At 33.2% G+C, this 16,231-nt stretch carries 21 protein-coding genes and 1 other annotated feature; of the genes, 14 read left to right on the top strand and 7 right to left on the bottom strand.

Annotation, left to right across the window (positions count from 1 at the left end):
• The first annotated feature begins 372 nt into the window (after window positions 1-372).
• On the top strand, window positions 373-1,248 hold the full coding sequence (locus JM172_RS23035) for a phosphotransferase family protein (protein ID WP_214484746.1): 876 nt from the start codon (window positions 373-375) through the stop codon (window positions 1,246-1,248).
• 347 nt (window positions 1,249-1,595) lie between these two features.
• Here JM172_RS23035 and JM172_RS23040 read toward each other — a convergent pair whose 3' ends face one another.
• The 6 genes from JM172_RS23040 to JM172_RS23065 all read right to left on the bottom strand — a co-directional run bounded on the left by JM172_RS23040 (window position 1,596) and on the right by JM172_RS23065 (window position 4,904).
• Complete coding sequence (locus JM172_RS23040) at window positions 1,596-2,072, bottom strand: hypothetical protein (RefSeq protein WP_214484727.1); 477 nt, start codon at window positions 2,070-2,072, stop codon at window positions 1,596-1,598.
• Window positions 2,073-2,426: 354 nt separating this feature from the next.
• Window positions 2,427-2,813: a hypothetical protein gene (locus JM172_RS23045; protein ID WP_214484728.1), complete on the bottom strand. Its 387-nt coding sequence runs from the start codon at window positions 2,811-2,813 to the stop codon at window positions 2,427-2,429.
• Between the two features lie 176 nt (window positions 2,814-2,989).
• Window positions 2,990-3,217 carry a hypothetical protein gene (locus JM172_RS23050; protein ID WP_214484729.1) on the bottom strand — a complete coding sequence of 76 codons (228 nt, stop codon included), beginning with the start codon at window positions 3,215-3,217 and terminating at the stop codon, window positions 2,990-2,992.
• 187 nt (window positions 3,218-3,404) lie between these two features.
• On the bottom strand, window positions 3,405-4,166 hold the full coding sequence (locus JM172_RS25550) for a YncE family protein (RefSeq protein ID WP_352224093.1): 762 nt from the start codon (window positions 4,164-4,166) through the stop codon (window positions 3,405-3,407).
• Window positions 4,127-4,270 carry a hypothetical protein gene (locus tag JM172_RS23060; RefSeq protein ID WP_214484731.1) on the bottom strand — a complete coding sequence of 48 codons (144 nt, stop codon included), beginning with the start codon at window positions 4,268-4,270 and terminating at the stop codon, window positions 4,127-4,129. The genes JM172_RS25550 and JM172_RS23060 overlap by 40 nt, the downstream gene beginning before the upstream one ends.
• 142 nt (window positions 4,271-4,412) lie before the next feature.
• A complete protein-coding gene (locus JM172_RS23065) occupies window positions 4,413-4,904 on the bottom strand; it encodes a hypothetical protein (RefSeq protein ID WP_214484732.1) in 492 nt (163 codons plus the stop codon).
• Window positions 4,905-5,387: 483 nt separating this feature from the next.
• Here JM172_RS23065 and JM172_RS23070 point away from each other — a divergent pair, with 483 nt between their 5' ends.
• The 11 genes from JM172_RS23070 (at window position 5,388) to JM172_RS23120 (ending at window position 13,677) form a co-directional block, all read left to right on the top strand.
• Entirely contained in the window at window positions 5,388-5,630 is a 243-nt protein-coding gene (locus JM172_RS23070) for a YncE family protein (RefSeq protein ID WP_214484733.1), read from the top strand.
• Entirely contained in the window at window positions 5,572-6,288 is a 717-nt protein-coding gene (locus tag JM172_RS23075; protein ID WP_214484734.1) for a cytochrome D1 domain-containing protein, read from the top strand. Before JM172_RS23070 ends, JM172_RS23075 begins: the two co-directional genes overlap by 59 nt.
• Window positions 6,289-6,516: 228 nt before the next feature.
• Window positions 6,517-6,733, top strand: a binding site (T-box leader).
• A 54-nt stretch (window positions 6,734-6,787) separates the two neighbouring features.
• A complete protein-coding gene (locus JM172_RS23080) occupies window positions 6,788-7,231 on the top strand; it encodes an HIT family protein (RefSeq protein ID WP_214484735.1) in 444 nt (147 codons plus the stop codon).
• A 1-nt stretch (window position 7,232) separates the two neighbouring features.
• Complete coding sequence (locus JM172_RS23085; RefSeq protein WP_214484736.1) at window positions 7,233-8,042, top strand: PP2C family serine/threonine-protein phosphatase; 810 nt, start codon at window positions 7,233-7,235, stop codon at window positions 8,040-8,042.
• A 584-nt stretch (window positions 8,043-8,626) separates the two neighbouring features.
• The gene (locus JM172_RS23090; RefSeq protein ID WP_214484737.1) at window positions 8,627-9,391 is read left to right on the top strand and encodes an alpha/beta hydrolase; all 765 of its coding nucleotides are present in this window, start codon (window positions 8,627-8,629) and stop codon (window positions 9,389-9,391) included.
• A 440-nt stretch (window positions 9,392-9,831) separates the two neighbouring features.
• The gene (locus tag JM172_RS25555) at window positions 9,832-10,077 is read left to right on the top strand and encodes a hemolysin XhlA family protein (protein ID WP_352224088.1); all 246 of its coding nucleotides are present in this window, start codon (window positions 9,832-9,834) and stop codon (window positions 10,075-10,077) included.
• 470 nt (window positions 10,078-10,547) lie between these two features.
• Window positions 10,548-11,072, top strand: coding sequence for a hypothetical protein (locus JM172_RS23100; protein WP_214484738.1), 525 nt, complete (start codon window positions 10,548-10,550; stop codon window positions 11,070-11,072).
• An 87-nt stretch (window positions 11,073-11,159) separates the two neighbouring features.
• Window positions 11,160-11,693 carry a hypothetical protein gene (locus tag JM172_RS23105; protein WP_214484739.1) on the top strand — a complete coding sequence of 178 codons (534 nt, stop codon included), beginning with the start codon at window positions 11,160-11,162 and terminating at the stop codon, window positions 11,691-11,693.
• 106 nt (window positions 11,694-11,799) lie between these two features.
• Window positions 11,800-12,072 (top strand): alpha/beta fold hydrolase, encoded by a 273-nt coding sequence (locus tag JM172_RS23110; RefSeq protein ID WP_214484740.1) that lies wholly within the window; start codon window positions 11,800-11,802, stop codon window positions 12,070-12,072.
• 257 nt (window positions 12,073-12,329) lie between these two features.
• The gene (locus tag JM172_RS23115; RefSeq protein ID WP_214484741.1) at window positions 12,330-12,509 is read left to right on the top strand and encodes a hypothetical protein; all 180 of its coding nucleotides are present in this window, start codon (window positions 12,330-12,332) and stop codon (window positions 12,507-12,509) included.
• A gap of 400 nt (window positions 12,510-12,909) precedes the next feature.
• On the top strand, window positions 12,910-13,677 hold the full coding sequence (locus tag JM172_RS23120) for an alpha/beta hydrolase family protein (protein ID WP_214484742.1): 768 nt from the start codon (window positions 12,910-12,912) through the stop codon (window positions 13,675-13,677).
• Window positions 13,678-13,789: 112 nt separating this feature from the next.
• Here JM172_RS23120 and JM172_RS23125 read toward each other — a convergent pair whose 3' ends face one another.
• Complete coding sequence (locus JM172_RS23125; protein WP_214484743.1) at window positions 13,790-13,978, bottom strand: hypothetical protein; 189 nt, start codon at window positions 13,976-13,978, stop codon at window positions 13,790-13,792.
• A gap of 333 nt (window positions 13,979-14,311) precedes the next feature.
• Between JM172_RS23125 and catA the strand changes: the two genes are divergently transcribed.
• Window positions 14,312-14,962, top strand: a complete 651-nt coding sequence (catA, locus tag JM172_RS23130; RefSeq protein ID WP_214484744.1) for a type A chloramphenicol O-acetyltransferase — start codon at window positions 14,312-14,314, stop codon at window positions 14,960-14,962.
• Between the two features lie 167 nt (window positions 14,963-15,129).
• Window positions 15,130-15,867, top strand: a complete 738-nt coding sequence (locus tag JM172_RS23135; RefSeq protein WP_214484745.1) for a hypothetical protein — start codon at window positions 15,130-15,132, stop codon at window positions 15,865-15,867.
• Window positions 15,868-16,231: the final 364 nt, after the last annotated feature.

Consider the following 16,231-nt stretch of genomic DNA (forward strand, 5'->3'; position numbering starts at 1 on the left):
TACCTTAAGATTAATACCTATTAAAAATAGGTCAACCAGAAATGTTACTGGCTGACCTCATAATACGATATGGCGCTTTTCGGTAATAAGAGAAGCGTCTCTTGTTATGAAAACGGTTAGATATTGAGTATTAAATAATATTAATATGCTAAAATTAGGAAGTATTGTTTGAATTGTAATAGGTGTAGAGGAGAATAACAATAGTTATCTCAAATTCTAGCCTTTTATTGCAAGGTACTAATGAACAAAAGAACCGTTTTTATTCATGAAATTGGACATATAAAAGGAATAATGCTTCTGAAGATAGTGGATGCTTATGTTTTTATTGTTCTTATTTTAGAAGATAAACAGTACAGAAGCGGAGAGGAAAGAATGGATAAGCTACAAGAAACAATAGATAAATTTAAATTGAATGTGTTAGCAGTTGAGAATGTTCCTCAGTCGTTTAGTTCGACTGTATATAAAATTCTACTAATGGATAATCGAACAGTGTTTATTAAAATTCCTTATTCCAAACAAAAACTTGAACGAGAGTATAGTGTACTTAAGCGAATAGGAAATGATTTACCTGTTCCACAAGTGTTAGATTATTGGGAAGGTAATGAGGATATCACTGGTGCATTATTATTGTCAGCAATTAACGGTGTGCCAACTATAGAGAAGGTTGATTCAGCATTAGCGTTTGATATTGGAGTACATCATGCTAAGCTACATGCAATTGCTCCAAATGAGCATGATTTCAATAGTTCTGTTTCAAATGAGTATGATCATTGGTCTGAGTTTCTTAAGAGACAATTTAATTCCTTTGCAATAGATGTAAAAGAAGTGGTTGAACCAAGTTTATACGAACTGTCTTTACAGTATTTTAATAAGCAAATCAAATTACTCCCACCTCCTGACGGACCTTGTTTTATACATTTGGATTTTAGACCAGGTAATATTTTAGTTCATGAAAATAAAGTGGTCGGCATTATTGACTTTGAAAGTGTCCGAATTGGATCAACTGATATGGATTTCACGAAAGTTAATAGGGATATTTTTCTCAAATATCCGGGGACATTGCAAGCGTATCAGCAAGGCTATGAATCTATTCGAGCGCTTGTTGATTTACAAGAGGTGTTCCCGTTTTATCACTTTACCGACGCTTTTATTTCAATTGGTTGGTGTAAAAGAAGAGGTATCGAAAAACATCAAGCTTTTCTTCAGGAGAATTTAGTATATTTAAAAGGTATTCTAAATGTCAAATAACTAAAAGTGTACAATAATTTTTTTCACTTATTTAACAAAATAGCGCAAATCTTAATAAGATAAGCATCTTTTCTATTTTGTGGGCCATGTTCTGTAACACAAATAAGTTTTCTAAGTGTTAAAAATAAGTGATAATCTATTAAAAAAAGCAAATATAACTAGCTAGCACAGACTATAAAAAAAATTATCGAATCCCGCTTCCGTTAAAGGAGAGAGATTTTTTATAGTTCTAAACGTAGGATAAGCAGCCAACAGAGTATTTAAGTATTAGCTAAGACCTTTGTGGAAGAAACCGTGAATGAATTTTATTTATATGACTTATTTTGTATTGTGGTTACTAAATGAAATCAGTGACAAAAAAGAGTAGCATTAATTGAACGAGTTCGAATGGTAGTATTTGCATTCACAGAATTTACCCTAAAGGGTTGATCCATAAAAATACGGTACACATGTGATCCTATACCTGCATTCTTATCTGTCCATGTAAGGTTAGGGATCAAGGAACCAGTAAGAAAAGGTCCATTGGGGATAGGATCAGGAAACTCTAAATTTTGTGCAGGTTGGATGAATGCAAGGGTCTTGAAGTTTCCATTATTCGTAGAACGTTGAAGTAAATAGTTAAAGGAATAAAAGACAGATGCGGATAACCCAAAAGCCTCAGTAAATACCTCAATAGAGGAGTCTATCTTAACTTTCATATCATTATTCTTGATTAAAACAGGCAACTTTATTAATTCTTGAGGTACTCCAATTGGAATTGTGTCATTTAATTGGTTTTCGAAGTATTCTGGACATTTATCGCCTTTACATTTACAGTTCACCATTAAACAATCAGTCCCTTTACAGAAATAGTTGTTATTAATAAATGCAAATTGTTTGAAGATGCAACTGATAAATGACCAAGTCTAACATTTTTAGGTAAGGAAACTCAAGAGTAAAAGTGTGTAATAAATAAATAAATAAATCTCTCCTATGGAGAGTTTTATTCAATTCAGTCTATATAGTAGGGAAATAGTATTTAACTTGATAATCATGCAATGACAAGGGCGTTTATTGCTCGATATGAAGTGAATATTACAGACAGAGATTTTCTGGAAGGATACTAAAGGGTTCTATAACTTCTATTTCAGCTGTATAGGTGAAGTTACTTGGGGGTGGCTCATCTACATAGGTTATATTTATAGGTCGTGAGATGTTAATATCCTTTGTTGTATTTTGAAATCATCTCTGTCAGAATATGTTGAGGAAACAATTGGATTTGCTTCGCCACTTCGAAGAATATATATGTTGTAACTTATATTATAGCTTGATACTGTTTCCAACAGAAAACTCAAACCATAAGTTACGTTAATTAACACTTTTTCTGTTCCTGTTGATGTTACTTGTTGGGCAGTAGTAATTGGATCGAATGAACCAACTGCTATTGGAGGTCCAGTGTTAACATCTAATTGATCAAAAGCAATTTGAGTTATTCCAGGAGGTCCTGGGGGACCAGGCGATAGTGGAGGAACAACCTTGCAACCCTTATAGCTTGTATCTTTTTTATTATGAGCAAAGTATATCACCTCTTTTAAATACTGTATTCAACGGGTGAAGGTGATGTAATCATTTTCGCCTATATGCACAAAAAAGGCGAAAGTACTCGTGTGGTTGTTATTAAACACATTAAGCATTGTGGATCCTAATTCTAACAATTAAAAAAACACCTCTATCATTTAAAGAAAGGTGCTGATAATAGTTACTATTTTTCATTTATTTCATCTAATATTCTTTCGATTTTCATTTTATTAGGATTGGATTCATTATAAGTAATAACAATACGAGGTGAAATTAGAATAAAAATAAGGATTAATATAATAAGGATACCAGTGATAAAACTAATTCTTGCAAAAACTTTACTTTCTTTGTTGATTATTGGGAACAAAACAATTAATAGGGCTCCCACCCCAAGAGCTATAAGGGCAGACATAATTGATACCTCCATTCATAATTTATAAGAACATTTTACCATTTATAAAAAAATAGATGTATTTGTAATTAATCTATTTTACTAGCTTATTAGTTAATTTACTGATGATGTAATAAAAAGATTTTTTTACGTAAAAAAGAGGGCGATAACCCTCATAGCATACTTGGTGAACTAAATATCAAAAGAGTCAATTAGATGAAATAACAACGTCAACCGAGCTTAGGCCATCTCTAACAGTAGCAATAATTCTATGAGTTTTAGTATCAATAACAGACACTGTATGATTCCCAAAGTTTGTTACATAAGCAGATTTTCCTTCTGAAGTGAAGGCTATAGCATGGGGTTGATCCAAACCATCCGAAATAGTAGCAATAATTGAATGAGTACTAGTGTCAACGATGTTAACGTTTCGATTATTTATATCTCTGTTAGAAGCATAAACCATTTCCCCATTAGGAGAAAAAGTAACGAAGAATGGCACAGTACCTAATGGTGGAGTAGTAGCAATAACAGAATGAGTTTTAGTATCTATTACTGATAGACCTTCGATGTCCTTAAGTATATATGCTAATTTTTCATCACGAGTAATTGATATAGCTGTTGGATACCTTCCAACTTGGACAGTAGCAATAATAGAGTGAGTTTTGACGTCGATGACAAAAACTGTATTACCAGGAAAATTAGAGTTACCGGTATTTAGAATATAAGCTATTTTACTATCAGGGGTAAATGCTATGCTAGATGGGTTATCTTCAACTGAAATCGTCGTAATAACGACATGTGTCTTCGTATCGATAACAGACACTGTATTACCTGGTTGGCTTAATAATCCAAAATTAGTAATGTAGGCAAACTTCTCATCGGGAGAAATGGAAATGTTAAGTGGGGTGGCTAACGGATTATCTCCGACTAAAACATTAGCAATAATTGAATGAGTCTTCGTATGGATTGTGGGAAGCCATCCACCCTTACAGTGACTATGACAGAGCGAGTCTTGGTATCAATGACGGATAGATCCCTTGAATTAATGTTTGAAACATATGCGAGACTCATTTTTTAACCACCTTTTGTAAAGATAATATAGTGTATGAGAAGATATGTAAATAAATGTATAAATCACCTAGTAGAATCAATGATAGTTTTGTTTACTAAAAAAAAAGACTGCCCTTTATAAGGTCTTAACAAGGGCAATCCTTTAAACACACATTTCCGTTGTTATTGTGATTTGCCATCCACCTGCAATATCACCTTGACCACTTCCATCATTATCGAAAATAAATAAAGACCATATACCATTTGGATCCTCAGAATTAAAAATACTTAATTGTGGACTATGAGGAGCTGGCGGTGGGGGATTATCTGGGTCTATTGTTGGTTTAAAAGTACCAGAAACAATTGGAGAAGGGATAATATCCTCTGCATCATCTGTAAGCGTAAGTGTAACGTTATTAATTGGAATAGCAAATCCTATATCGTTCATAAGAAATATTGTAGAACCACTAGGGGCTAATAGAAGGATTTGTATATCATTTGGATGTGAATGGCTTAAATCAATAATTGTAGCAGTGACTTTAGTAATTGTCCCTTTTAAGCCAGAAACGCTGATGTTTGATGGATAAGGTGTTGCGATTGCACCTTGATTAATAGTGATTGGGTTTAAATTAGCAAAAGTTTTTGTAAATGACACACATTTTTTCTTGGAATTACAACCACATTTAGATTTGGAATATATATACGACAAAATTTCACCTCCACTTCATATAAAACTATATACTTTATAAGATGCAGAAAGTTAGAGATGTGTATAGGTTTATTATTTAAAAAAAAGCTGATTTTAGTAAACACAAGATAGATTGTATTTGAAAGGGGGATGTTCAGTAGAAAAAAATGAGAGGTTAATCAAACTAAATGTACAATATGTTACATTCACCTAATGTTACTCAACAATATGGCGCAAGAAGGTAGTAAAGGCTATCTGGCCTACCTTAAGGCCTACCATTAAAATTATTTATTTACTTATTACATTAATACAAACTTAACTATAAGAACTTACATAACATAAAGTACACCATAATTATCATCGTCTCTCTCTGTTTTCTCCTTTCACGAAAAAACAGTAAGAGTTTTGCATACCTTTATTATAACGAGTATTGAATAGAGGTGGTTTTGTTTGACTACGACCGTGATTGATGTGAAAACGCATAGAATGATTACCACGTTACCCATTGGTAATGCTTTTTTTCTATCCTCAGTCTTTACACCAGACGGTAAATTCGCTTATATCACGAACAGGGGTGGTAGCACTGTATCTGTCATCGATGTAAAAACACATATCGTGATCGCGACTGTGCAGGTTGGGAACAATCCAACTGGAGTCACCTTTACACCGGACGACTTTTACTCCGGACGGTAAACTCGCCTATGTTACGAACTCTGGTAATCTTACTGTGTCTGTCATCGATGTGAAAACGCATATTGTGATCGCGACTGTAGAGGTTGGATCAAGTCCATTGAATATAGCCTTCACTTCAGACGGAAAATTCTCCTATGTTACGAATAATGGTGGTACCACTGTATCTATCATCGATGTGAAAACGCATACTGTGATTGCTACTGTTCAGGTTGGGATCATACCCTTTCTAGTCGCTTTCACACCAGATAGTATGCTCGCTTATGTCACGAACAATGATGATACCACTGTAACGGTTATCGATGTGAAAACGCATACTGTGATTGCGACTGTGCAGGTTGGGCGTGCTCCAATTATAGTCGCCTTCACACCAGATAGTAAACTCGCTTATGTGACGAATTTTGGTGATACCACTGTATCGGTCATTGATGTGAAAACACATACCGTGATTGCTACTGTACAGGTTGGAACTAGACCATCTGGGGTCGTCTTCACACCAGATGGTAAACTCGCTTATGTCGCGAATAATTCCGATCGGGGTTCTGTTTGTGTCATCGATGTGAAATCTCATAGCTTGATTACGACTGTACGGGTTGGATTCCCAGCAGGTATAGTCGCCTTCACGTCAGACGGAAAAATAGCTTATGTAGTTGAAGAATAGTGGACTCAATGATTAGTGAATCGATTGGTTCCAGTTCTTCAGTAATGATAAATTAGAACTTTTTTATTTTGCATAATTAGGAATCTACTTTGGGGCATATAGTAGATTAGCTCCCTATATCTCCATTAAGGTGTGAAAGCCGGACTCCTCTCCCATAGATCAGAATAGTATAAGAAAAATATTGACAAATTGAATTTCAATATATAGAATTTTAAAAAATTACATAAAATAAACGCTTTGATTAGGAGTATTAAGGATAAGTTATTGTATAGAGAGCTGTCGGAAGGTGCAAGACAGTCAATAACATCCCCAACTCGCCTAGGAGTGGATAGATTGATATCTAAGTCTATACGGTTAACTTCCGTAACAAAGTCCTAAGATGTTTCGTTTAGCGAAAATGAAACAAGAAGAGTGGTACCACGATAAAAATCCTATCGTCTCTTTAAGAGATAGTAGGATTTTTATTTTATAGAAAAGAATTTTTAAGAGGTGAATTACAGTGGAAGATTGTTTTATTTGTAACAAGCATACTGGAAATGTTCAAACTTCAGGAGTAACCATTTATGAAGATGATTATGTTTATGTTAGTCACATCGATCAAGATAGCAAACCACATTATTTAGGGCATATAATGATTGACTTAAAAAGACACATTCCAACATTGGGTGATATGAAAGTTGATGAAGCACAGGTGTTTGGAATGGTCATGGCAAAAGTAAGCAAAGCTCTTATTGAAAGCGAAAATGCTGAACATGTTTATTCATATGTTTTAGGCGATGCTGTTCCTCATCTGCATATGCATATAGTTCCACGTTATCCAAATACCCCAAAAAAGTATTGGGGACCTTCAGCTGTTTATGACTGGGAAAATGCTCCTATGGGTGATAACGTTGAGGTTATAAGGCTGTGTAATCGTTTAAAAGCATATTTGGAGATGCATTGATATGGGAAATTCAATTAGTGAATTTAGTTGGGTTGGGAGCCAAGAAAATTTCGTAGACTTAATAACTGTAAACAATATTAAGCACGTATCCATAGGACGGTTCGGTGGTAACTCCCTTGAAGGTCAATATAAAAATGAAGATGGCTGCTTAATTTGGATAGATGAAAAAGTAAATTGGGAATTTACTGTTATTTTAGATGCACACCATTCAGCCGAAAGTGCTGAATTAGTATTAGAGCAATTCTCAAAGAGAAAGTTAGATATACAACTTATATTATCCTTACCATATGAACAGACATTAAAAAATATAGAGGGAACAATTGTAAACTTGTTTCAAGAAGATGCATTTCTTACTGCTTGTCGAAAAGTTAAGGGGGAAACAGCTTGTCTGATCGTTCTAAGAAAGGATAAATATGTTTGGTGGTTTTCTATAGGTGATTGTATTTCTTACGTATTTCATCCAGAGCTTGCCAATCGGGGTCAATATCAAATAAACCAACGACAATTCTACGAATGGGTTGGACTAGTCAACACATTTGACCAAATAGTTCCCTGTTACAGTAGTGGTATAAGAGAACTAAGAAAAGGAACAAACTGTATATTTTTAACAACTGACGGGCTGATTGAATGTCCTAATGAACCTTTCTCTTCTCCAAAAGAGATATATAATGTAATGAGAAGACATCAAATTGATGAAGGAGTTAATAAATTATTACAATCTATCAAGCGGAATAGTGTTAAAGATAGTACAACAATCATTTCTTGGGAAGTGAATATAACTAAAGAAGTGGCAAGACCAAGTGATGAATAGAATGGACACTTGTTTATATTCAACTTAGGTAAGGGGGGCAGTTTCTTGAAGTCCACTACCTAATAACAAAGTAAACAATCTGGCGCAAAAATAGAATAAAGGCTATCTTGACTACTATAAGGATAATGTCTATTTAATAATTACTGGCTGACTGATCTGGTAATCAGGCAAGTAGTATATAAGGTTCTACCTCTAGAGTTTTCATTATTTTCGAATGTGAGTTTAAAAAAGAGAATGGGAGGTTATCGGGAATAATAAAAATTCCTAAAACACTTTCTCTTCCAAATTACTTATAGAAAACAATAGATAGGTACATTGTTATGGATACACGTGGGGAACTCATTTGAAACGAACAGAAGATGATGTGAAAAAATTATCTATTCAAAAGTAGAAATTGACCTGAAACCAATAAACTAAATCTTAAAAGGTGGGTCCAGCTAACCCCTTTTATAATGAGACTTTTTTTTAATAGAGGAACAATATTGTGGAATAAAGTGTGTTTAAATATTAATTTTTTGGAATCATTCATTTTAAGTGAGGAGTTCTTAAAAAGTACAGAAATAAATTAAAGGGAGTATTACTTGATGATAGAAATTTTTTCTGTTTATATTCCAGCTTTTGAAGAAGAAAGAAAAATTAGAATTTATCTTCCTAATGACTATAATCTCGTTGAACGTAGGTATCCAGTGATATATATGCATGATGGTCAGAATGTTTTTCGAGACAATGATGCAATCGGAGGGGTTTCCTTAGAACTCGAAACATATTTAAATGAAAAAAAACTAAATGTAATTGTTGTAGGAATAGACCAGAATAAGGAAGAGAGAAAGAATGAATATTGTCCTTGGGTAAATGGGGAATACAGTAAAAAATTGAGAGGAGAAATTGAGCCTTTCGGTGGAAAAGGAAAGCAGTATATTAATTTTATTATAAATGAATTAAAACCTCTTATAGATGATAAATATCGTACGTTAATAGATCATTCTTCAATGGCAGGAATTTCATTAGGTGGTCTTATTACTACTTATGCTTGTTGTAGATATCCTAAAGTCTTTAAAAATATCGTAATAATGTCATCCGCTTTTTATGCTAATCAAGAAAATATTGAAGAGTTATTAAGAAATACGGATTTATCTGAAATTAATAGTTTTTATCTCGATTGCGGAACAAATGAAGCAGGTGAAGGAACAATAATTAGTAAAGAATTTGTAAACTCAAATAAATCTGTATATGATATTCTAAAAGAAAAAATTCCTACTATTAATTTCAATATTATTGATGGTGGTGAACATAATTATTTGCATTTTAGGAATAGAATTCCTGAGTTATTTAACCATTTAATAAACTAAGAGTTTACATAATCATTATATATTAACGTATTATCAATTATATTTATTAGCTTCAAATTATAATCCCCCCACTTTCAGTTTACTTGGGTAGGGCCATAAAGTTTATCTAAAATGTTCTTTTTTATCAATGAGTCTCTTATAGGAATTTAAGGTGTGAATGATAAAGCTCCTTCAGAATAATCTTCACAATCTGGCGCTAATCTGACATAAGGATTAGCGTCTTTATCATTTTAGGTCCATATTGTGGAATAACAAGTATTTTGATTTATCTATTTTATGGATCCATAGTTGTAGACATTTTAGTAGACACAATACCCACTGAGTCTATTAAGCCCAATTTATGGTTTTTTTATATTGTCTTAAATATGGATTAAGGGAGTCAAATGATGGAGTAACGGTTTGTAAACATGGAAAGAAGAATGAACAAGGTTTAGCAAAGGTTGGCAGTAGCAGAATCAAACATTAAGGATATTAAAGAGGACTTACCTTCTATTAAGAATAATACAACCTGGATTATCAGGTTAATCATCGGAGCTTTCATAATGGCTGTTTTAGGATTACATACAAGGGGGAATTTAATTGGGATATTGGTGTTGTTGGGCATTATTAATAATCCTATTACTAAAAACAAAGGTTTTGGAATTCTACAATCCCTCTTTTTGTTTCTATATCAATTGGATTCTTAGGAATAGGATTTTTATGTGTATTGTCTATAATGCCCAGTGATTGATTTGTCAGTTAATCGGGAATAATAAAGTTCTTAATAAGGTTATATGAAAGAGAATAGAAATTATGGTGAACATCCAGAGTATATGTAAGCCATCAGGGAGGGGAGAGTGATAATAAAGGGTGTACTTTATGGTATGTAATATATTTAATTAATCTTGTATTAATGTGATAGGTCAAATTAATCAATTTTATGCAACACAATGATTAGTGAGTCGATTAGTTCCAGTTCTTCAGCAATGAAAAATTGGAACTTTTATTATTTTATACAAACATGATCTACTTTGTGGTATATAGTAGTTTAACTCCCTGTACCCCTTATAAACATAGACACCTGTACATTTTTGTCACGCTATATTTATTAGTCCAACCTACTTTAGAAAAGAATCATACATATAAAGTATAAACAATTATAGGAGGTGAAGTTACTATGAAAGATAAAGACTGTAAATGCAGGGTCGTTCCACCAACACCACAGGGGCCACAGGGACCTCAAGGGAAACAAGGACCACAAGGACCACCCGGGCCAATGGGACCTCCAGGGATGCCTGGTAGCGCATTAGGTTTTTGTGAAATAATCGGCCCCACAACTGAAAATTCTAGTGACGAAGACGTTCCCTTTGGAACTGCAGGTGATTGTGTAGGTTTTGTACTTGATAACTCTCCCAATGATATACTCCTTCCAGCTGTAGGCTTTTATCAAATAACCTATGGAATTAATACTGAATTTTTTGATGGCGGGGGGGAAATAACATATACGGCTGTTAGTAGTATGACTGGGACTATTCAAGGATCTAGCGCTGTCACGGAAGGTATGGGTGGTTTTACCATACCAGCATCAAAATCAGTTTTATATCAGAGTACTATACCAAATGATAGAATTTCACTAAATGCGAGTATTACCAATAATGCAGTATACAATTCTCAAACTCTTAAAATAATTAGATACACATAATAAATTTGTTAAACACTCTTATAAAACAAAAAGTGCCTTTGTATAAAAAATATAGTTAAATAGAATAATATTTTGGAGGTGAAAAAGGTGTATGGTAAGGACAAGGATTGTAAATGTAGGGTAGTTCCACCACTACCACAAGGACCACAGGGACTACCGGGGAAACCTGGGCCACAGGGTCCACAGGGGCCAATGGGACCTCCAGGCATGCCCGGCAGTGCGTTAGGGTTCTGTGAAATATTCGCTCCAACAGATGAGAATACTAGTATTCCCATGGTTCAATTTGGCATTCCTGGTGATTGTGTAGGTTTTGTACTTGATAACTCTCCCAATGATATACTCCTTCCAGCTGTAGGCTTTTATGAAATAACCTATGGAATTAATACTGTGTTTTTGGAAGATGGTGGGGGGATGATAACATATATTGCTGTAAGTAGTGCTAGCGGACCTATTCAAGGATCTAGCGCAGTCACACAAAGTAATCAGAGTGGTTTTACTATTCCTGCATCAAAGTCAGTTTTATATCAAAGTACTATGCCAAATGATAGAATTTCATTAAGTGCAACTATTTCCGGGGCAGTATATAATTCTTCAACACTTCAAATAGTTAGATACACTTAATAAACTGTTAGGCACTCACTCTTCCAAAATAAAAAGTACGTTTTAATAAAATGAATAACATTTGTTTCTGTAGCTGTTACAGAAGAGTGGGATCAGTTGGATTATGATGCTGAAATATATTACCAATCGTTTAAAAGATGAAGGTGATATATATAAATCGTTAATACCCATGCTAAGTGAAATTGAAACACCAATGTTACTTCTATTAGGACAACATGATCCTGTTACTTGCGAGAAACAAATTGAAGCATTTAATAAAAATGGAAAAAACAGAATGGTTTATGTATTTGAGAATAGTGGGCATACGCCACATTATGAGAAAGCAAATGTATTTACGGATGTTGTTGTTGATTATATTAATACTAAAGTGAATGAATAAATAAAGGAAGTGGGAACCTTTGGACCCTGCTTCTTTATTAATGAGACATGGGTTATAAAATTCTAGGTTGTGAAAAATTGTTATTAAACAATCTGGCGCTAATCTATATCAATTGGATTTTTAGGAATAGGATTTTTATGGGAATTGTCTATAATGCCAGTGATTGATTAGTCAGTTAATAGAGAAAAACAAAATCCTTAACAAGGATATTTTAAACAGAATAGAAAGAGAGTCAGATAATGAAAGGAATGTAAATCATGGAGAGGTTTTTATTTTTATTTGGCATTATTGTACTAGCATTTAGTGCTATCTTTTTTGTAATGATTTTTATGGGAGAATATGATGGCGCTACGCTCATAATGTCGGTATTAGGAATGTTAAATGGAAGTATTGCGATTGGAGTTTCTGAGATTCTAGGTAGACTCAAGAAAACATAATGATTAATGAGTCTAGAATTAGGCTAACGATTTTTCTGAATCTGTTGTTCCACAATATGGTGCAAGAAGTTAGTAAAGGCTATATGGAATACCTTAAGGATAGTTACCTATTAAGGAAATACAAGTGATAATGTGTATCGTATCCTACATAAATTAGCCTTCAACGATCTGGCCCCTTTCTTTAAGAAGGGTGCTTTTTCAATGAACTATTGTTAGTGGGACAATCATAAATGAAGGAACTAATAAAAGAAAATATAATAGGATGAAAGAGAAAAGGATGTCTTTCGACTAACGAGTATGTTAGTTGATGAAGCAAATATTGTTAGTCACATTTTTATAGAGGAAATGTGGTTTGTTTTATTGAATTAATATTTATCTATAATTTATAGGGAGAGTATTAATGAAGAAAGAGTTTAAGATTTATTACGGAGAACATAAATCTCAATTTGGTGTATTACGAATCCCTGAGAATTCAGAAACTTACCCAGTAATAGTTTTAATTCACGGAGGGTTTTGGCAAGCAAGATATAACTTAGAAGAAAATAATCCGATTGCTGATGATTTAACGAATAGAGGATTTGCTACTTGGAACATCGAGTACCGGAGAGTAGGAGAAGACCGAAAAGGATGGACTGGAACATTTAATGATGTTATTAGTGCTATTAATCATCTATCCAAGATAAAGGAGCTATATCCCCTAGATATCTCAAATGTAACTGTTATAGGTCACTCAGCAGGTGGACATTTAGCCCTTTGGTTGGGTTCAAGAATTAAAGCTAATAACGATGGAACATTTAATGAGCTAATGGTTTGTATAAAGAAAGTTATCAGTTTAGCAGGTGTTACGGATTTGGTTAAGATGTGGGAAATCCACGAACTAAAGGGAATGAAAAGTCATGTAGCTGCACTATTAGGTGGAGGTCCACAAGAGGTACCCGAACGCTATGAACTGTTTTCTCCCATAGAATTATTGCCAATGAAAGTGGAACAAGTATTAATACATGGTGAGTTAGATCGTCATGTTCCAGTTGAGTTAAGCAAGAATTATTACCAAAGTGCTATGGGGAAAGGAGAAAAAGTTAAGTTAGTTGTTATACCAGAGATAGAACATTTTAAGATCATTGATCCAACTTCATCTGCATGGGGCTCAGTTGTAGATTCAATCTAAATTCTTTCTTGAACTATAGGCAGTTTAGAGGTAGAAAAGCCAAACAGAAAAGTTTGGCTTTTACATATGTACCATATAAGTTTTTCTCTACATTAAGAAATTTGGCTTGAAATTAGTTGAAATTCATACTAAATGGGACATAAGGTTTATTTTTTTCCTGATATTCCTTAATTATTTCAAGTGAAAATGGATAAAGTGCTGTCTTTAATGCACTTTGTGTTAGTTCATAGTTAGTGTTAGTTTTCTCACCATTTGCAACTGAAAAAAGGGTAACACAAACGTAAATAACAGTATAATTCAAAGTGCGACTAAGACTTTTTTCATAATCTCAACACCTTTTATTTTTATGGTTATACTTCCTAATTAATAATGGGTATGAACTTCAACTAACGAGGGCTTAAAGATTCAATTAATATTCCAGAATGTGGTGCATGTGAGAAATTGAGATATGCGTCTCAGGGAAAAGATCAATGGTCAATTAGTTTGCTTGATGCTAAACTAATAGAGAAATTGTAAAAGAACGGTTGTATTTCAACTTTCAACCTAACTTCTGAACGATGATTAATTAGAGGTGAGGAATTTGGTGAAAACAGATAAATTAGCTTCCTAAAATCAATTTTAGGAGGCTAATCAAATGAAGTTTAATTTAATTGAAAGACAAAATTGGGATAGAAATCCATATTTCGAACATTATTTAAGTCAAAAGTGTACCTTTAACATAACAGTAAATATAGACATTACAAAGTTATTAGAACAGCTTCTTAACAAAGAAATTAAGCTATATCCTGCCTTTATCTACACGATCAGTCAAGTAGTTAATTCACATGAAGAATTTAGAACATGCTTTAACGTTGAGGGAGTTTTAGGTTATTGGGATAAAATATTACCAAAATACACAATTTTTCACAGTGATAACAAATCGTTCTCCTGCATTTGGACTGAGTTTTCAAATGAATTTAGTGTTTTTTATAAAAACTACAATGATGATATCAAGAGGTATTATGATGTTAAAGGGCTTTTTACAAAACCCAATGAACCTAACAACTCTTTCTCTATATCAAGTGTCCCGTGGGTTAGTTTTACTGGCTTCAGCCTAAATATAAATGATGGTTGCGACTTTTTATTACCTATCATTACATGTGGAAAATACTTTACTCAAGAAAATAAAATATTGTTGCCTGTTTCATTACAAATGCATCATGCTGTATGCGATGGATATCACGCTTCTATTTTTATAGAGGGAATACAGCAGTTAGCAAATAACTGTCACGATTGGCTTTCTTAAAAGGCTAAGCCATTTTGCATTTGTTTAGGAGGATTACTGCAAAACTCCTTTGTTTATAACCAATTAGGCATAAATGGGTAAGGCTTTGCCTATGGGGTACTTATCTTGTGGGTCTCACCACTTGTTGAAAGTAAAATGAAGAATTATTAAAGGATAGGAGGGATAATTTGAAACATTTTTTTATCATGTTTTTTTCAATTTTAGTGTTGTTTTTAGGTGGTTGTATGAGTGATAATACTTCATCAGATGGAACAATTAATAACCTTGAAAAAGTAAATGAACAGCAAGTGTTAGTACAAAAATATGAGGAAGAGCTAGAAAATGCCGAAGACAAAATAAGTCAACTTTCAGAAGATGTTAAATATTGGAGAGGAACATATGAAACATCAAATCAAGTAATTTCAAATACTATTACTAATCTACAACAGTATATTGAACATCAACTTATATTGATTGAGAATGAAATAGGGCATGTAGATTTATCCAGGGTCCTTAGTATCTATGATCCAGAAAAGGTTAAGGAAGGTTCGGAGGTAGGAACTTTAACTGTTAAGAATATTAAAATAGAAAAAGATGATAATAAGATTACAAAATATCAAATAGATTTTAATGGTGAATTTCATTTAAAAGGGTCTGTTAGTATTGATGAGGGATATGGTGGTTATTTATTTATAGTAGATCCCAAATACTTAAATAATATTCCACATACTTTGGAAAATCTAAAGAAAGGGCTAATCTCTTTCAAAATTCAAAATGAAGATGAGTTTAATGAGGTTTTAAGTGAAAATTTATCAATGGGAGAAACCTTAACTATAAACGCTATTTTTAAAGATTTCACATCTTTCTATTATGCAGAAAGTCATGCTGCAGATATTGCTACGTTTATAAAGTTGATTGATGAATAAAAAAGACTCCTAATTTCCAGCATTCATTTGTATTATTCTAATAATACTCGTTTAACACCTTTAGATCGAGCACTTTGGAAAAGTGTGTACAAGCTGGTTAAGTAAACAAAATGATTAATGAGTCGAATAGTTCTAATACTACATGACCATATTATTCAACAAAACCAGCTAATAGTTTGTCAACATTTTTCAATAAAAAAATTTAATTATCCATGTTATACTAAAATTGTCCATGACAAATAACCTTCCGAATATGCAGTTTGGAAGGTTTTTCATTTGATAGTTAAATATAGTAACTAGGTTATATCTTGGAAGGTTGTTTTGCTTTTTAATAAGGCATAAATCCAATGTAAAAGCTTATTCA

This window comes from Bacillus sp. SM2101 (assembly GCF_018588585.1).
GTDB lineage: Bacteria > Bacillota > Bacilli > Bacillales > SM2101 > Nanhaiella > Nanhaiella sioensis.

Excerpts from the sequence above, each read along its gene's own strand:
- JM172_RS23035 (WP_214484746.1), top strand. The coding sequence starts at position 373 with ATGGATAAGCTACAAGAAACAATAGATAAATTTAAATTGAATGTGTTA.
- JM172_RS23040 (WP_214484727.1), bottom strand. The coding sequence starts at position 2,072 with ATGGTGAACTGTAAATGTAAAGGCGATAAATGTCCAGAATACTTCGAA.
- JM172_RS23050 (WP_214484729.1), bottom strand. The coding sequence starts at position 3,217 with ATGTCTGCCCTTATAGCTCTTGGGGTGGGAGCCCTATTAATTGTTTTG.
- JM172_RS23060 (WP_214484731.1), bottom strand. The coding sequence starts at position 4,270 with ATGAGTCTCGCATATGTTTCAAACATTAATTCAAGGGATCTATCCGTC.
- JM172_RS23085 (WP_214484736.1), top strand. The coding sequence starts at position 7,233 with ATGGGAAATTCAATTAGTGAATTTAGTTGGGTTGGGAGCCAAGAAAAT.
- JM172_RS23090 (WP_214484737.1), top strand. The coding sequence starts at position 8,627 with ATGATAGAAATTTTTTCTGTTTATATTCCAGCTTTTGAAGAAGAAAGA.
- JM172_RS23100 (WP_214484738.1), top strand. The coding sequence starts at position 10,548 with ATGAAAGATAAAGACTGTAAATGCAGGGTCGTTCCACCAACACCACAG.
- JM172_RS23110 (WP_214484740.1), top strand. The coding sequence starts at position 11,800 with ATGCTGAAATATATTACCAATCGTTTAAAAGATGAAGGTGATATATAT.
- JM172_RS23115 (WP_214484741.1), top strand. The coding sequence starts at position 12,330 with ATGGAGAGGTTTTTATTTTTATTTGGCATTATTGTACTAGCATTTAGT.
- JM172_RS23120 (WP_214484742.1), top strand. The coding sequence starts at position 12,910 with ATGAAGAAAGAGTTTAAGATTTATTACGGAGAACATAAATCTCAATTT.
- catA (WP_214484744.1), top strand. The coding sequence starts at position 14,312 with ATGAAGTTTAATTTAATTGAAAGACAAAATTGGGATAGAAATCCATAT.